Consider the following 15,962-nt stretch of genomic DNA (forward strand, 5'->3'; position numbering starts at 1 on the left):
TCTTATGCCCCTTTCCTAAAGTTCACCGATTCCCTCTTCCAGATAATAAGGAAATACCAGGTTATTCGGATTATTGGTCGCCCGTACATAGTAGCTGATATTCAGGTAAATAGTTCCCCGCGGCAGATCTTTTTTATCCACCGTTACTTCCACCTGCCGGATTCTTGGCTCATGTCTTGTCAGGGCATCCTCCACTTCCCGGATCAGTCTTGACTCAAAGGCGGTATCCGGGAGATCAAAAATATATTCCTGCAGATTGCATCCGAATTCCGGCAGCATTGCCCGCTCCTTCAGCCTTGTCATCAGAATAATATAGATGGCCTGGCGGATATCTTCTTCCCCCTCCGCCATGCGGAAATGTCCGGTCACCGGATCCACCTCCGGAGGAAATGCAAATCCTTTTCCTAAAAATGCTCTCGAACTGTCCATCTCTTCTCGCTCCTTTAGTTAATCTGAACCACGGCTCCCTTAACGGCTACCGGACCGGAAGCCTGGAGATTGATCTTGGCCTGACCCTTCACATCGATCTGCGCGCCTTCTGCCTTTAATGCAGAATTTGCTTTCAGCCCAATCTCATTATCCGCCGTCACTGTCACTTTTTTTGCTTTCAGGCTGATCGCTCCTGCATTTCCATCCATGGTCAGTTCCGCGCTTCCTGCCTTCAGAGAAATATTTTTCTCCGACTGAATGGTAATCTTTCCATTTTTATAATCCATGCTCAGCATGTTCTTTCCGTCTTTGTCAGAGATCTTACAGCTTTCCGTACTGTCATCCACTGCAATGACGCTTCCTTTTGGAGTCGTCAGCGTGATACTCTGCTTTCCGTCTTCCTCCTGAATCAGAAGATCCATTCCGCCCTTGGTCTTCAGATATTTTTTCAGATTCTTCTGATCAAAATTCTCCGACACCACAGAAGCTCCGCTGGGATACAGACTTCCTAGCAAAAACGGCCGCTTCAGGCTTCCGCCGATAAATCCAACCAACACCATCTCGTCGATTTCCGGCACCAGATAAGTACCATAATCTTTTCCCGCATAGGGAGACAGAAGACGCACCCACTCGCACATATTTTTTCCGGTCTCCCAGACGGTAAATTCTACTTTTACCATGCCTTTAAAATCAGCATTATTATTCTCGACTACGATGCCCTGTACAAAACCGGGCACCTTCTGATTGTCGTAATATTCATTCTCACTGTGTAACAGATCCGTAATGGAATTCACAGGCTATTCACCCCCGCTTTCAGATAAGTCCGGTATCCGTCCTCGTCCAGCACATGCCGTACATAGGTAATATAATATTTCCGGTCTGCCTGGGAAGAAAGTTCTTCTACTTCCACAAAACGTCCCGGTGCCAGTTCCGGAATGCCGACACATTCACATTCCAGTTCTCCGAACTGCTGGCAGATATCCTCCATCCGGGCCTTTGCCCTCTTTGCTGCTTCCGAAGCGTCTTTGACACCCGGCTCATAAAATACCTGTCTGGAATTACCCATCATCTTCTTTGAACCACTGCCAAAGGAGCCCTGAATGGATGCCTCTCCTTTTATCTGTTTGCCACTGTTCTCATCAATGGAACGGATCTCGATTTTCTTCACCAGCTGCTGTCCTGAAAAGGACAACCTCGCCTTCAGGATTCCCTGCAGAGGGGACAATTTCATAATAGAGGACGTTACTTTCTGCCGTTTCCGGAAATAAGCTTTTCCCTGAAGAATAAAAAATTCATATCCCTGTTTGTTTGCCTGTTCTGTGATCAATTCATAATCCGTCATCATATGGCTTCTTAAAGGAACTTCCTCCTCCGGGCAGGTATCAATCTCTTTTCCTGACAGATAGCTGCTCACTGGCTGCTCACTTAAGATTGCCTTTACCACGGCATCTGCACTTTTCTGCGTAAAAAATTCCATTCTGCGGTTTTTCATAAGAAGGCCTTTGGCATCCATGCATTCCACCCGCACACGGTAAGCCCCTTCTTCCATACCATACTGGTATTCCACCTGGCTGATGTAGCCTTTAAAAAGAGATTCCTTCCGGACATATCCCATGGCTACTTCCACATCCTCGCCAATCTGAATCTTTTTTACAAATTTTTTAAAATCCGTCTTTTCTTCGTCATACGCACCGTCGATATAAAAGACACATCCAGATGCTTCATAACCACTGGTCAGTTCCAGCTCCACATCCCGTATATTGGCATTGGCTCCTGCTGCCAGCTTCGTTCCTCCGACGGTGATCTCAGCGGAAGGGGCACGGAATTCATCATATTTCCTGCTCAGTGCACGAAAGTTTGTGCTCCCTTTCATCAGATCCATGCTGCTCCCTCCTTCCGCTTTTTCTGTCCGGTACTATAACGCCGGAACTTTTAATCTCTTTGTGTAATCAATCTTCCTGGGATTTAAAATCCCATTCTCCCTGGCAATCTCTTTCCAGCAGGAAACATCATGATACTCGGCATCTGCCAGCATCCAAAGTTCTTCCCGCTGATTCAGTCTTCGATATTTGGTACGGTCCGGAGATTCGTGGGGATTCGCTCCGATTACATTGAGGATGCTCTTATCCTCTCCCTCGATCTCCATGTCTAACTTTGCCCGAACCGGCATACCGTTCAGGTTAAACATCTGATAGCTGATGCTTAAGGAAGTAATGTGTCCATAAAATGCCATGCTGCCCCAGGAAAATGTCACCAGGCTCTGCTCGTGATTTTCCGCGTTCATTTTCATAATCAGAGAAATGTCCTGGCAGATTTTCGTCAGTTCTTTGTCATCATTCAGATATTTGCTCAGGCCCTTTGGCACCTGATACTCTGGCATATAGGTAGAGGTATCCAGAATCAGACTGACTCTCAAATTCGCCAGTTCACTGTCTGCCGCCTGTGTGTTTTCCGGATGGGACTCTTCCCCATGTCCGGCATTATTTTTAAATCTCAGACCCCGGCTGATGGAATATTCCGTAGGATTAAACTGCACTGGAAGTGTCACTTCCCGGCCGGTCTGTGCATTTTTATAGGTGAGAGAGGCTTTCTGAAGCGCTCCGTCTCCGTAGATTAATTTCTGTCTGGTATCAATGGAACTCATTTAGAGTAATCCCCTCCTTCCCCGTTCTGTTCTTAGTTTTTCTTCGATTCTTCGATATACCCGGTTGGTCATCTGCCCGAGGCTTGCATCCACCTGAGTCTCCACCTCCCGCTGTACCTGTCTGCGGATCAAAGTAGAAACATCTTTCTCCTTCACCGTCTCCGGTGCCTGTCGGATGACTTCCCGAACCACTTCTTTTTGCTGTTCCGTCAGAGTTTCCTGACGTACAACCGTCGTTTTCTTTACTTCTTTAATATCCTGGGTGATCTCATGGATCTGTTTCTGCAGATTCTGGTTCTGTTCTGCCTGCTCCTGTGGAGAGACTTCTTCCGGATAAATCATCGGTGCCTGCTCCATGGCAGCCTTTACTTCTCCCACAGATATTTCCGGTACCTGTATCAGTCTGATGGCCTGCGGCATCTGGCTTTTTATCCGGAGCATCTCTGTTTCCGGACGACTGGTCATCTGCGGCTGCGACCTCACGGCCCCCGGCTGACCAGACTGTCCTGCCATTGTCTGCTGTATCATCACAGTTTCTGACTGTCCCGGTATCTGCTGCACCATCATGGTTTCTGATTGTCCCGGGGGCTGCTGTACCATCATGGTTCCTGACTGTCCCGGTATCTGCTGCACCATCATGGTTTCTGATTGTCCCGGTATCTGCTGTACCATCATGGTTCCTGACTGTCCCGGGGGCTGCTGTACCATCATGGTTCCCGGTTCTCCGGACCTGACACCTGCCGGTGCCTGTGTCATCATCGTCTTTGGTTTCGTTGACCGTGCTGCTGCTTTCACCGGTTCCTGACGCACACGGTAAGCATCCAGTATCCGTTCTACCCTATGAATTACGGTATTCTCATCTGATGACTTCCTGTCCGTTAATTGTAATTGCTTCCCGACTGGCTGCACTGCCTGTTTACTCTGTCCACTCTGCGTATCCAGCACCTGTTCCAGATATTCCAGTGCTGCCGGATGGATCGTAATCGTTCCGCCAGTCTGCAGCCGAATATTCTCCCTGGCCTGCCGGAAAATCTGATCTGCCAGCTCTCTTGCCCTCGGAACTGACGTGCTTGTTGGCTGATGAACGGATGGTTCTTCTGATGGCTTTTCGAACTCCCGGTTCTTATCCTCCCGAAGTTCCTTCACAATCTCCTGCCGGATCTCATTCCAGTGCTCATCAGATGTCTGCTCGAAACTGTACAGAAGTTCCGCTTCCTGAAATGTACGATCGGGCTGATGCTGGTGCCGCTTCAAATCTTCCACCCGGAATATGGATCTGCTCCGATGTTCCGGAACCGTCAGCGTTTTATCATAAATGTCCGGCTCCCTTGCTTCCGATTGTGCCGGCTCTACATTCTGCAAAGAGACTGCTGCATCCTGTGACGATTCTACATTTTGTAACGGGGCTGCGTCTTGTGACGGCTCTATATTCTGTAATACTGTTGTACTCTGTAATTGTGGCTTATTTTGTATCGCTGATACTGTCTGCTGCAGGAGCAGACGTTCCTGTTGCTCTTTATTTCTGGCGACAACCGCTCCTTCCGCCTGCTGTGTCAGGCTTCTGAACTGCCTCGCAATGATCTCCCTCTGCTGTTCCAACACGCGTTCCTGCTGTTTCAGGAATTCCGGCGTATCCGGCTTGCTCTGAGCCTGGGTATTTGCAGTCTCCTCCGCCGAATCCTGTACGCCATATTCCAGATGCAGGAAATCAAACGACCTCTGGGGAGCCTTCTGAGCTTCCAATGTCGGTGTCTGTAATGCCGGTGTCTGTAACGCCTGCGTCTGCAGTTCCCGCGTCCACACCTTAGTTCTTTCCGGACTGTTTTCTGTCTGTTCACCGGCCTGCTCAGCATTCTCATAAAAATGGTTTTGTGTACTGCTGTAATATATATTTTCAATTTTCCGAAGCAGAATTTCCTGCTCCGTCAGATTCGTAGTCTCCGTATGTCTGTTCTGTTCGACGCTGAGTTTTCTCTCCCCCGTCTGAATTTCATGTTCTGTTTTATTCAGCCTTTCAGTAATCCGGAGTTCTCTCTCCAGTTTTCCTGCAAGCTTTTCTGTCCGCACTTCTGTCTCTTTGTGCAGCAGTTTTTCCTGTCTCTCCGTCTCTCTGTACAACTGCTCTTTTTGTCTCTCCGTCTCTTTGTACAGCTGCTCCCGCAGCATGGTAAGTTCTTTTACACCGCCTTCTTTTACCAGTGTGTGCAGCCGTTCTGCCATTTCATGAACGATCTGCTTCTCTACGCCAGGCAGCTCTTCCTGTATCGTCCGCTCCACCAGTTTTTCTACGGACGGAACTACTCTCTGCTCCAGTTTTTTTTCCAGGATATTGGTAACAAACCGGAGATTCTGATGGTATAAATGATTTTCCTCTGTCAAATTCTGAATCTGATAGAGATTTTTAATATAATGATTTTCAATGGAGGTGCCTCCGGTCTCCCCTGCAGACTCCTGTTCCGGAAATACCATGGGCGCACTGTCAAAGGTCTGTCCGAAGCCTTTATGTTTTGCAATCATTCGGTTGGAAAAATCCTGAAACTGATTATTCATTTCCTATGCCTCTTCCAGTGTAAGATACCCCATCTCTATCGTTCCAAGCATCAGACTGCTGTTTTCTGCATTTAATTCACTGACAGAAATTCTCCTGACATAGCAGCCTCTCAGATAATAGGATTTGACCAGTGACTGATCTGATCCTAACACCCCAATCATCACTTCTCCGCGAAACCGGTATCCCGGCTCATAGATCGTGAACTCCTTCTCATCCGAGAAAAGTCCTCTCTCCAATGTAATCGTCCGTTCCGCAGTGTTTTGGTTACTCAGGGAATACACAACTGTGTTTCTTCCCCCTTCTCTCAACGCTTCAAAATTTCCTTCCGCTGAAAGTCCCGATACCTTCTGAAAGGGGATCCGTTTCTTTTCCAGTTCAACGACAAAATTGTAGCCTCTCCGGTACAATTCTTTTGATCTGTCTGCCATTTTGTTCTCCCCTTTCTCTTATAATTCAAATATATTCTTCGGTTTCCCGCTGATTTTCTTATGAATCTCTGATATTTCTGCGCAGAACCGCCGCCTCGTCTTATGATCCATCTGCATCACAGACTCAAAACTCCAGTGGAAATAATAAGCCACAAAAGACACTTCCTTATATAGCTCATCCTCCGGATAGACGGTTATTCCGCCCTCGTAAAATTTATAGGCTTTTTGTATTTTTCCCCACAGGCCGGGCAGACACAGGTTTCCATGAGATCATCCATGGAATTGATGGTCTGATACATATTCTGCAAAAATGCAAGGTCTGCGGAAAACAGTTTTTCAATGGTGGTCGGCCGGATGTTGGTCAATGTTCCTAAGGAAGTGACCACTCTGGAAAGAAGAATGATCGTCAGATATGCCGGATTGCTGACCACCCGCGGATCGCGAAGCGGCAGAATCTCATCGGCTGCCGTTGCCAGTCTCATGACGCCTTTCTTATGGACTTCCCCATTCTCATCCACATATCCTCTCGGAAGTTCAAATTCAAATTCTGTAATCAGTTCCATCGTGTTTCTCCCCTTTTATCAAATTCTGAATCCTGTCAGGGAGGTTCCCGGGAGAAGACTCCTTCTCCCGGACATCCCATCAAGTGAAAGAATTTAGCTCTCTCTTGTCATAGATTCATATACCAGTTCCACACTCTCAAATGCGATCTCACTGGAGCTTGCATTGAAATCCGGAGCGGTATATTTGCTTGGCCATGCATTGGTCAGATTCCATACTGCCAGTGCGGTGGATCCATCATCATCAAACAGGGTAATGGTCACATTCTTGTTGTGATCCTCTCCGAGAGACGTTCCCTGGGAGATAGAGGTTACCCAGTCATAGAAGCTTAAGGAACTGGTCATGCCCCATTTCAGCGTTACATTACCGAATTTGGTCAGACCGTTCATTTTGCGGGACCAGTTCACACCTTCATCACCGGTACGGTATTCAATAACATCAATACTTGCGTCGAAACCGCTTACTTCTGAAAAACTTGCCTCGGTAATTCCATCGATCTCGACCTTATAATTATATTTTTTAAACGGATATGCCACGTGTTTAATCCTCCTTTATCTTTCTTTTATGCCTTCCTTATGACTCTTCCATGAACTGGGTGATTCTGAAGATGACGAACTCAGCCGGGCGGCTCGGAGCTACTCCGATCTCGCAGATCAGACGACCATTCAGAATATCACTCTGGGACATCGTATCTCTTCCGATATTTACGAAGAATGCCTGGTCTTCGGTAGTTCCAACCAAAGCACCGCTTCTCCACATATCACGCAGGAATGCACGGATGGTTCTTCCCACTCTTGCCCACAGCATCTCATCGTTCGGCTCAAATACAGCCCAGTTGGTCTGGGATTTGATACTCTCCTCCAGGTAGATGAAGAGACGGCGAACGTTGACATATTTCCAGAGACTGTTGCTGGAGCAGGTTCTTGCGCCCCATACACGGATGCCCTGTCCCGGAAGTGCTCTGATCAGGTTCACACCTGCCGGATTCAGGATATCCTGCTCAGCCTTGTTGTACAGGCAGGAAAGTCCGATGCAGTTATAAACTACTTCGTTTGCCGGAGCTTTGTGAACGCCTCTCTCCACATCACTTCTTGCATAGATACCGCATACAGCTCCTGAAGGCGGAATGTAAGCCGGTCTCTTGTTAAGCACGTCGTAGATCTGAATCCACGGATGATACATTGCTGCATAATCAGAATCAATCTTCTCTTTATGAGCCAGTACATCCTGAGGTTTGGTCAGATTCTGCGGAACATCCAGTACTGCGAAGGATGCACCGGTATTTGCGCAGTGTGCAGTCAGTGCCAGCTGAACCGCCGGACTGGTCACACCAGGAATTGCCATAATACTTACATTATTAAGCTCTTTGAAGGCTGCAAGACCGGTTCTCTTTCCAGGACCTCCGTCCACGCCGAGGAATACATCATCCGTGATTGCTTTCTTGCCGCCGTCACTTCCACCTGCCAGGAAGACGATTGCTTTGTCAGCATCTGCTGCTGCGCCAAATACAGACAGCGGATTGATGGCCTCTTTGATCTCCTCTGCAGATACATCTACCAGATCGGATTTGGAAAGCACTTTGCTGATGAAGGAAGCAGCATCTGCATTCAGAGAAACGCCCTCATAGATCTCTACCTGATCTCTGTAAGACACTTCCATGTTCATCTCACAGGTAGAAAGAACCTTTCTCGGAACCGGGGACTTGTCCACCAGGTCTTCTTTTACCGGCAGTGCCAGAGTAATGGTATTTCCCTGTACCATGGCAATCTTGTTATAACCAACTGCCTTGCCATTATTGCGGATTACAACCGTATCGCCCTCTGCGAAAATAGAACCATTTGCTACAGTATAAACCTTTGCTGCCGGGTCCTCACCGGTTGCCTCAAGAACAGCGGTCTTGCCTTTGGTAGCTGCCACTGCAGTTACTTTAATCTCATTGCCCCATTTTCCAGGATTCTTTGCTTTGATGGTGATACCGCCTGCGGATACGGCTGCGATAGCTGCATCTGCTGCTGCGGTACGCATAACATAGCATCTGGAACCGCCGTTTGCAAAGAACTGCTCTACTGCATATGCCAGATAGCGGTATTCTCCGTAGGTACTCTCCGGCAGATAGCCTCCGAATTTCCGGTTGAAATCAGCAAAGCTTGATACAAATTCCGGAGTTCCGATTACTTTTCCTTTCTCAGCCATTCCGACAAAACCTGCCGTGCTGGTGCTGACACCCTCCATAGGTCTCATTCCTGATTCAAATTCCTCTACATATACTCCTGGGGATAAATATTCTGCCATTCTTTTGTCTGGTCCGAGGCCCTTTTGCCTCGTACCTGTCCTCCTTTCAATGTAATCTATGTTTCACGACCTATGGCACCATAGTTGTCGTGGCGGGTCCGGGATTTACAATTTGTATTACCCCGCCCCAGTTACACATGCATTTGCACGTGTTATTTACTGCTGGTTTTCCTCCCACCAATACGGTCGGAGACCCCGGTGCCCAGGGGGCTGCTGTCACCGGCACACAGGGCATTGGGGTTAAGACTCCAAGCGCCGCCGCTGTTGCCGCTGCCACCTGCGGATTTGCCATGGAAGTGCACATTCCAAAAGGCATGATATTGACCATCGGTTGATTGTCCGTGATGCATGCAGGCGGCATGTTACTGCATTGGACCTTACTTGCCGGAAGTACATTCAGTACAGATGGCGCCATTCCGAAACTGCACATCAGCTGCGCTCCCGATGTTACGATCAAAGACACGTTCGACCTCCTTTCACCTATGATGGTTTTTATATATGAAGTACCATTACTTCCTCAATTAACTGCTCTTCCCCCGGATCTACGGGAATCGCATAGGCTCCTGCCCCGTCTGTGACGGACCGGTATATTCTAGTTATCGGAGCTCCTTCTTTTAATTTCGCCGGAAATGTTCCCACCGGCTCGATCCGGTATTCATTAATTCCTCTTTTTTCCATGGGAATAAATCTTGCTGTCTCGCTTCCGCTTCCTGCCATAAAAGGCTTTCCAATAAGATTTTCCTTTGTAAATCCCTGGAAAAAGATCCATTCCCCGTCCGGCCCCTTCCTGTATTCCCGGAATATAAGACCCGTCGGTCTGGTTCTCGCCGCATACACTTCTGCCGGAAATGCAGTTCTACTGCTTTCTATCTTTCCGGTCAGATATTCATGGGGATATGGATGTCCCCTGCCCGGCTTTCCATAAAGTCTTACATCTGCAACAGGTTCGTCCGGATTCAGCTGTTTTTTTTCTATCAGAACACTGCAGGAATGATAATCCGTACTTTCTATCCGTACTCTTGTCACCGATTCCTGTGGTTCCATAAAAAGATACAATCCTTCGTCTTTTTCTACCGGATGGATTACTCTGCCTTCCACGGAAAACAAAAAACCTTTTTTCCGGATACACTGTCCGGTAAAATCATCCACCAGCCGCAGGGCAAATGCCATTCTCATCTGAATCATATGGGCCTCCTGTTACCGCTGTCTCTGGGAAACATCGAATTCGGCTGCTACCACACGCTTGAAGCTGCGGATTCTTCTGGATGACAGAAGCACCGGAGCCACGCTGAAATAGATTCCCAGCTGATATGGAATGGACAACACCGACCATATCTTCGTCTTTTCCTCATAACTCATCGGCAGCAATGTAATGGATGCGCTGGTTTCATCATTTTCTGCGGTCTCATAGAGAATCGCATGATCCATCAGAACCTGCATGGCCCGTCCAAGAATTCGCTGCTCATTTTCCACATTGGACATCATCTGGGATTTGGTATTCATGTACAATGCGAAAAACAGATTCAGAGGCTTCGGCGGATACTGGGCCTGATTGCCGCGGAGTCTGATCATATCCAGATTCTGATACTCCCGCAATTCCTGAATATCATAGAGATACAGTCCCAGCTGAAAATCTGCATTCTTGTCTGTCGGTGCCGCAAGGGCAATGGATTCCGGCGACTGGATCAGCTCCGGACAGATATTTTCCCGCAAAAGCTTCAGGACCTCATTACTTACGTCCGAAATGATTGAAAAATCTGCCATGTCTTTCCCCTCCTCCCTTATTCATTTTCTACGGTAAGGAACATCAGCTGATCCGGTTCACTCATCTGATAACATAACCGGTATCGGATATTGTCCGCTTCGTATACTTCTTCATAGATGGCTTCCGCCAGATTGATGCCGCCCACTTCCACGTGGCTGCTGTTTCTTGTCACCAGTTCATAGCTGATACTGCTGAATGCTGTTGGAACGGTGAATCGTACCCTCTCAATGGCAACACATTCCTGCAGATTGGTAGCGCCGTTCTCCGGCGTCATCTCATATCCTTCCAGAAACTTTAAATCCAGATCGTTGTCATAAGTAGTCACTGCGGTAATTGTAATTTTACTTTTATCCAGAGTGCTTTCCGGCTGCCATTCCTCATCGCTTAGATAATAGTATGCGTAATAGCGGTTACCTGCCGGAAGGCTCTCCATAAGTTCCTGTTCTTTCGTTTTCTTTTCTGTGGCGGTGCTCCCTGTTTCTGAAGTGGTTCCTTCAGTGGTCCCGGCAGCAGTATCCGTCTCATCCAGCTTACTTTCTTCTGTCTCCGCCAGCGTCTCCCCGTCTTCATCCGGAAGATACCATCCGGTTCCTTCTGCGGAATCTGTACCGGAGAGCTTTAACTCCACCAGGCAGTCTGCTCTCAAAATCACTTTATTTTTCTCATAGAGAAAACTGGTCTCTCCCTCGCTGTAATAGACAATGGGTGTCTCTTTCAACATCACTTCCGCATCTTCCAGCGAGAGGCCCAGAAGAGATTCATACTGAATATGATCCCTGGCAAACTGTCCTTCGAAGAGTTCTCTTCCGGAAGAAGCATACCGAATGCCTTTTCCCTGCTCCCGGCCCATATAGAACTCTCCCTCGTATTTCTTAATGCCGGAATCGTAATAGCTGGTTCCCTGTCCATGGTAGGCACCGCTCTGGAAGTTTCCTTCATAGATCATGATGCCTTGTTCATTGTAGAGTACCCCTTCCCCGTTAAAGGCTCCGTTTTCAAAAGCGCCTTCATACTGCACGGTTTTGTCCGGATAATACAGGATGCCGTCACCGGAAAACTGATTGTCTGCGAATTTTCCGGTATACTGCGGATTGCCGTCTGCGTTATACAAAGTTCCGGTTCCACTGAATTTATTGTTTTCAAAAGAACCTTCATAAATTTTCAGTCCGTCCTGGTTCCATAAAGTTCCACTTCCACTGCACACACCAGCTTTGATGTCTCCTGTATAGACCACTTCCCCATTGGCTGCCCGAATGTTTGCTTTTCCTGTATAATCTCCTAAATCCATATCATCATAGTCATAATAGACGGTAGTGATAAGGTTTGAAGTAGCAGTGGTATCAGATACCGGCGCTGCAATCCAGTTGAAGTAGATAAAGACTGCCGCGCATCCTGCCAGTATCAGAAAGTAGACCAGCATCTTGGAGATCCAGAACCGCCCGACGGTAAAGTAATCTTCCGGGGATTTTGCCTCCCCGTTTAAGATCTTCCGTACCTTGGCATTGATCGGTGCTACCAGTCTGGAGGTAATAATATTGACATTGAAAATCTGCTGTACCCGGCGAACCACTCTCTGGAAGGGATTCATAACTGCCGTACGCAGTCTCAAGAACGCCTTTCCGAGAAGCTGAAAAGCATAAGATCCTTTCATGCCGCGGAATATCTGCATAATTAGATTTCCCATTCTGCCTTCTCCTCCATCCGGTTACTTAGTTTTTCTTCTGCAAATCCTCGCATCGGAAAATGTAATACTTCGCTGCCATATCTTTTGGATTTTCCCTCAAGACACAGGCAAGCAGGTTCTTTGCCTCGTAATAGAAGCCTTTTTCGTAGAGTTCCATGGCCTTGTCAAAGGCGTGCTGCGTCTGTTTTACCAGCCGGATCTCTTCTCCGCTTCTGTCGTCATAAATATCATAAAGTCCTATTACCAGACTGCCGTCTTCCAGACGTCCAATATAACGGCCTGCATAGGAATCTTTGTTTGCCATTCGCTCATAGGCTGCTTCCGTAATGAGCAGACGGCTTCCCATGCTCCGTAAGAATTTTCCATTGCTTAACAGCTGCTCAAATTCCGGTGCAATCACTGCCGGGATATACCGTTCCTCATCTCCACAGATACCAAAATATACTTCCGTCTGATCCATGACAAAGACAACGTTCAACTGTTCTTCCGGTCCATAGAGGCGGTTATCCGCGTCCATCCTTGCCAGGATTGTCAGCGCGGTTACTGCTGCGGAATCCGCTCCGTTCTGGCACACCAGCATCATGCTCTGCAGGTTGGCATCATCCACAATGGAAATAATATTATTCTGCTGGGCAAACCGGTTGACTGTATTGAAGAACCGGTTCATAAGAGCCTCTGTCTGATTCAACGGAAGGGAGTCTTCCAGGTAAAGCCGTACATTCAGCACGGCGAAATTGCCTTTGACATTGCTTCCGAGGGTTAGAGATCCCAAATTATCTTTTCCAAGAAGACCGATGATACTGGGCGGTACGAACCGGTAATAAGTTTCACTCATACGCTCCAGATTGAGAATCTGTACGTCAATATCATCTGCCATCTTATTAAATACCTGTGCAATTCCTGTCAGTTCATCCTCCGATGTACTGGTAATCCGAATGCTCCGGTCTCCGTCTGCAAAAAGCTGCATTTCCCGCTTCATCTCTCCTAACGGGAACAGAATCTGATAGAACAGCAGCATCATGAGTACCATGACAATCAGCAGGAATGCCACACTCACTATAGTGAAATCTTTAATGTAGGTGGCGGTATAAGCCGCAATGTTGGCAACATAGATACCTGTTTCCAGCAGGTAGACGGTCTCACCGGAAAGTCCTCCCACCGGGGTAATACATACCATACGCTCTCCCAGCTGATCATGAATGGTTCCCGTAACCGATTCTCCGGTCAACGCTGCTCTCCGGTAGAGCTGTTCCGCCGGAAGATTCATCAGAATCTCACAGGGATAAAAACATGGGCTGTTTTTGTCAACACCAATATATAATTCTCCGTTTTCATAGTAAATCACTCTGGTATAGAGTTCACGGGTTGCCAGCTGCTGGCTCAAATAGGAATAAGCTTCCCCTGAATAATCGTAAGGATATTCAATCTCGTTAAAGGACTCCTGTCCGAACAGAGCCGCCAGCATGTTGCCCTCGTCAACAGTCTGTTTTACAAAGTTCTCATCAATAGCGCCCTTGTAATACTGGAAGGAAACTGCTCCAAATAGCGCCATGGTGATGAAAAGAAGCGGGATCGTCGCACTTAACAGCCGTTCCATAATGGTATGTCCGCCCCGGATAGCGCTTGTGAAAACCACCGCAAACCCAAAGATCACCAGAATTACCGCCGCATAGACTGCCCACTGGCGGAGGATTTCCAGGATCATGGCCGGAATACCATACCGGAAAGCACTGATCACATGGCCGTTTCCATCCTGGCAGACCAGAAAATGAAATCCGTCATCCTGCCCACTGTTCACCAATGCAGTAAAGGTGTTAAGTCCCGACATGGACATGAGCACCACATCTCCCGGTGTGTACAGATTGGAGCCGCCAAAAGGACTGCTGCCGCTTAACACGGTTTCCTCCGATCCATCCTCCAGATTGAGCCTTATGATATTTCCTGTCTCATACTCTCCAAAATAGACATAACCGCTTTCCGCATAGGAGATGAAGGAAGGATACATAAGCGTGTCCACCGTCCGGGCCGGATACACTTCATATACCCGTTCCTCGCTGGCACAGTAGATCTTACCGGAATCGGAAATATAGACCAGGTTTGTGCCGTTTCCAATCGCTTTATAAATTCCTTCTCCCGTTCTCATGGGATAGGTTCTTTCGTTTTTCAGTGACAGAGTATCTTCCAGCACGGAACCAAATTCATAATTTTTTCTAATCGCTTTGGTTTCTTTTTCATCGGTTCCGATAACGGTGATGGTACTGCCGGATGCATTGACCCATCCATAACGGATTCCGTCTTCATTATCCAGTGAAAAAATCTTTCTCTGCCGTCCGTACAGACGGTCGAAATCGATGACCATCAGCTCCTGTCCCAGAACCGTTCCGTCATACCGGTCAACTTTATCCCGCAGGACATAGACATATTTTTCCCCGGCGGTCACTCCCAGAATCTGATACATGGCATCTTTGCGTTCCGTGCGGAATTTTAAATGCCCGTTAATTGTTCCATTTTGCTTCAGTCTGGCGATGACGGTACTGTTCCCATCATTCCATGCAGCAATGGTTCCTCCGTTTTGTGCCGTACAGAAGGTCAGAATCGAATCCATGGATACAGTACTTCTTCCAATTCCCCGATACCCGGCCACCACTCCGGCAATTATCAGTGCGATCAGCAATATAGTCCTGAATACTTTTTTCATAAGTACAACACTCCTTTTATTCCCCATCGCCCAAATAGACATTGCCGATGTATTCAATACCGTTATAACTTACATTACTCTCATATGCCTTCCGGACTTTCCAGCGGGTTCTGATCTGTCCTCCCGCATAAATGAGGGTAACCAGCACCAGAATCGTCAGAAACGCTGTCATGGCATTTCTGAACAGGAAATTCCGGACTCTGCGGAAGCGGCTCCGAAACCACCAGAGAATTCCTCTCATCTCCACAGGCTTATCCGCCATGCTGCGGATTGTGGCGATAATGGAACCAAAGGAAGTGAATCCGGTCGTCCGCATTTTCATATCAAACAGCCGTAAATCTCCGGGATAACCATCCCTTGATTCATAACGTCCCTTATAGTTCAGTTCCAGAATGCCAAATGCCTTTTCCGCTGCTGCGAGAAAATACTCCGCCTCTTCTGTTCCTTCTTTCAGTTCTGCGAAATCCATAAAATAATTAAACTGAATTCCGCCGTCCCTTGTAATATTAATATTTCTGTCATGAAGAAGCAGGATTCCCAGATCAGCGTCTGCCCCGGATTCCGCACAGGCTGCAATAAGGTTTAATGCTGCCCTCTTACACTGTACAAACTCTGCCAGATACACTCCGCCCAGAAGGGACAGGAGATTTTCGTGATAATAGCGGAACACCAGATTCAGCCTGCTCTCATAGACAAAGGATCCTAAAAAATCCTGATTGGAGAAGAACAGACGTCCTGTATTCAGTTTTTCCGTCACCGTCTTTCTGACAGCTGCATCGCGAATGGCAATCACGGTATAGAACACTCCCGTCTCTCCGGAAAGGTCCGTACATACGTAGATATCATTCACCTGATTCTGAAGAACGGTTCTCACCGTCTCCAGCTCCATACCCAATGCTGGAATCATCTG

The 15,962-nt window shown here is 47.6% G+C and carries 16 protein-coding genes; all 16 read right to left on the reverse strand.

Features of this window, described 5'->3' with window-relative positions:
- Positions 1 to 15: 15 nt before the first annotated feature.
- Positions 16 to 429 (reverse strand): GPW/gp25 family protein, encoded by a 414-nt coding sequence (locus LKD36_RS05850; protein ID WP_118769508.1) that lies wholly within the window; start codon positions 427 to 429, stop codon positions 16 to 18.
- A gap of 14 nt (positions 430 to 443) precedes the next feature.
- Entirely contained in the window at positions 444 to 1,223 is a 780-nt protein-coding gene (locus tag LKD36_RS05855; protein ID WP_308459050.1) for a phage baseplate assembly protein V, read from the reverse strand.
- The gene (locus LKD36_RS05860) at positions 1,220 to 2,311 is read right to left on the reverse strand and encodes a phage late control D family protein (RefSeq protein ID WP_118769506.1); all 1,092 of its coding nucleotides are present in this window, start codon (positions 2,309 to 2,311) and stop codon (positions 1,220 to 1,222) included. The genes LKD36_RS05855 and LKD36_RS05860 overlap by 4 nt, the downstream gene beginning before the upstream one ends.
- 33 nt (positions 2,312 to 2,344) lie before the next feature.
- Positions 2,345 to 3,073, reverse strand: a complete 729-nt coding sequence (locus LKD36_RS05865) for a CIS tube protein (protein ID WP_308459051.1) — start codon at positions 3,071 to 3,073, stop codon at positions 2,345 to 2,347.
- Positions 3,074 to 5,623, reverse strand: a complete 2,550-nt coding sequence (locus LKD36_RS05870; RefSeq protein WP_308459052.1) for a mediator complex subunit 15 domain-containing protein — start codon at positions 5,621 to 5,623, stop codon at positions 3,074 to 3,076.
- 3 nt (positions 5,624 to 5,626) lie between these two features.
- Positions 5,627 to 6,052, reverse strand: coding sequence for a phage tail protein (locus tag LKD36_RS05875; protein WP_118769503.1), 426 nt, complete (start codon positions 6,050 to 6,052; stop codon positions 5,627 to 5,629).
- Between the two features lie 18 nt (positions 6,053 to 6,070).
- Positions 6,071 to 6,205, reverse strand: coding sequence for a DUF6760 family protein (locus LKD36_RS05880; protein WP_308459053.1), 135 nt, complete (start codon positions 6,203 to 6,205; stop codon positions 6,071 to 6,073).
- Positions 6,206 to 6,246: 41 nt separating this feature from the next.
- On the reverse strand, positions 6,247 to 6,615 hold the full coding sequence (locus LKD36_RS05885) for a phage tail assembly protein (protein ID WP_118769502.1): 369 nt from the start codon (positions 6,613 to 6,615) through the stop codon (positions 6,247 to 6,249).
- A gap of 93 nt (positions 6,616 to 6,708) precedes the next feature.
- Entirely contained in the window at positions 6,709 to 7,149 is a 441-nt protein-coding gene (locus tag LKD36_RS05890; protein WP_118769501.1) for a phage tail protein, read from the reverse strand.
- A 37-nt stretch (positions 7,150 to 7,186) separates the two neighbouring features.
- A complete protein-coding gene (locus LKD36_RS05895) occupies positions 7,187 to 8,905 on the reverse strand; it encodes a phage tail sheath family protein (RefSeq protein WP_308459054.1) in 1,719 nt (572 codons plus the stop codon).
- 70 nt (positions 8,906 to 8,975) lie between these two features.
- On the reverse strand, positions 8,976 to 9,368 hold the full coding sequence (locus LKD36_RS05900) for a DUF4280 domain-containing protein (RefSeq protein ID WP_118769499.1): 393 nt from the start codon (positions 9,366 to 9,368) through the stop codon (positions 8,976 to 8,978).
- A gap of 29 nt (positions 9,369 to 9,397) precedes the next feature.
- Positions 9,398 to 10,090: a hypothetical protein gene (locus LKD36_RS05905; protein WP_118769498.1), complete on the reverse strand. Its 693-nt coding sequence runs from the start codon at positions 10,088 to 10,090 to the stop codon at positions 9,398 to 9,400.
- Positions 10,091 to 10,102: 12 nt separating this feature from the next.
- A complete protein-coding gene (locus LKD36_RS05910) occupies positions 10,103 to 10,669 on the reverse strand; it encodes a DUF4255 domain-containing protein (protein ID WP_118769497.1) in 567 nt (188 codons plus the stop codon).
- A 17-nt stretch (positions 10,670 to 10,686) separates the two neighbouring features.
- Complete coding sequence (locus tag LKD36_RS05915; protein WP_308459055.1) at positions 10,687 to 12,354, reverse strand: MORN repeat-containing protein; 1,668 nt, start codon at positions 12,352 to 12,354, stop codon at positions 10,687 to 10,689.
- Between the two features lie 25 nt (positions 12,355 to 12,379).
- Positions 12,380 to 15,052, reverse strand: a complete 2,673-nt coding sequence (locus tag LKD36_RS05920; RefSeq protein WP_308459056.1) for a HAMP domain-containing protein — start codon at positions 15,050 to 15,052, stop codon at positions 12,380 to 12,382.
- Between the two features lie 16 nt (positions 15,053 to 15,068).
- A complete protein-coding gene (locus LKD36_RS05925; protein ID WP_308459057.1) occupies positions 15,069 to 15,959 on the reverse strand; it encodes a hypothetical protein in 891 nt (296 codons plus the stop codon).
- Between the last annotated feature and the right edge of the window lie 3 nt (positions 15,960 to 15,962).

Origin of the sequence: Hominiventricola filiformis, from assembly GCF_020686965.1 — a bacterium.
Classification (GTDB): Bacteria; Bacillota; Clostridia; order Lachnospirales; family Lachnospiraceae; genus Hominiventricola; species Hominiventricola filiformis.

Bases quoted from the DNA above. Each gene is read 5' to 3' on its own strand.
- LKD36_RS05895 (WP_308459054.1), bottom strand. From the start codon at position 8,905: ATGGCAGAATATTTATCCCCAGGAGTATATGTAGAGGAATTTGAATCA.
- LKD36_RS05925 (WP_308459057.1), bottom strand. From the start codon at position 15,959: ATGATTCCAGCATTGGGTATGGAGCTGGAGACGGTGAGAACCGTTCTT.
- LKD36_RS05865 (WP_308459051.1), bottom strand. From the start codon at position 3,073: ATGAGTTCCATTGATACCAGACAGAAATTAATCTACGGAGACGGAGCG.
- LKD36_RS05875 (WP_118769503.1), bottom strand. From the start codon at position 6,052: ATGGCAGACAGATCAAAAGAATTGTACCGGAGAGGCTACAATTTTGTC.
- LKD36_RS05905 (WP_118769498.1), bottom strand. From the start codon at position 10,090: ATGATTCAGATGAGAATGGCATTTGCCCTGCGGCTGGTGGATGATTTT.
- LKD36_RS05920 (WP_308459056.1), bottom strand. From the start codon at position 15,052: ATGAAAAAAGTATTCAGGACTATATTGCTGATCGCACTGATAATTGCC.
- LKD36_RS05910 (WP_118769497.1), bottom strand. From the start codon at position 10,669: ATGGCAGATTTTTCAATCATTTCGGACGTAAGTAATGAGGTCCTGAAG.
- LKD36_RS05860 (WP_118769506.1), bottom strand. From the start codon at position 2,311: ATGGATCTGATGAAAGGGAGCACAAACTTTCGTGCACTGAGCAGGAAA.
- LKD36_RS05870 (WP_308459052.1), bottom strand. From the start codon at position 5,623: ATGAATAATCAGTTTCAGGATTTTTCCAACCGAATGATTGCAAAACAT.
- LKD36_RS05850 (WP_118769508.1), bottom strand. From the start codon at position 429: ATGGACAGTTCGAGAGCATTTTTAGGAAAAGGATTTGCATTTCCTCCG.
- LKD36_RS05885 (WP_118769502.1), bottom strand. From the start codon at position 6,615: ATGGAACTGATTACAGAATTTGAATTTGAACTTCCGAGAGGATATGTG.
- LKD36_RS05915 (WP_308459055.1), bottom strand. From the start codon at position 12,354: ATGGGAAATCTAATTATGCAGATATTCCGCGGCATGAAAGGATCTTAT.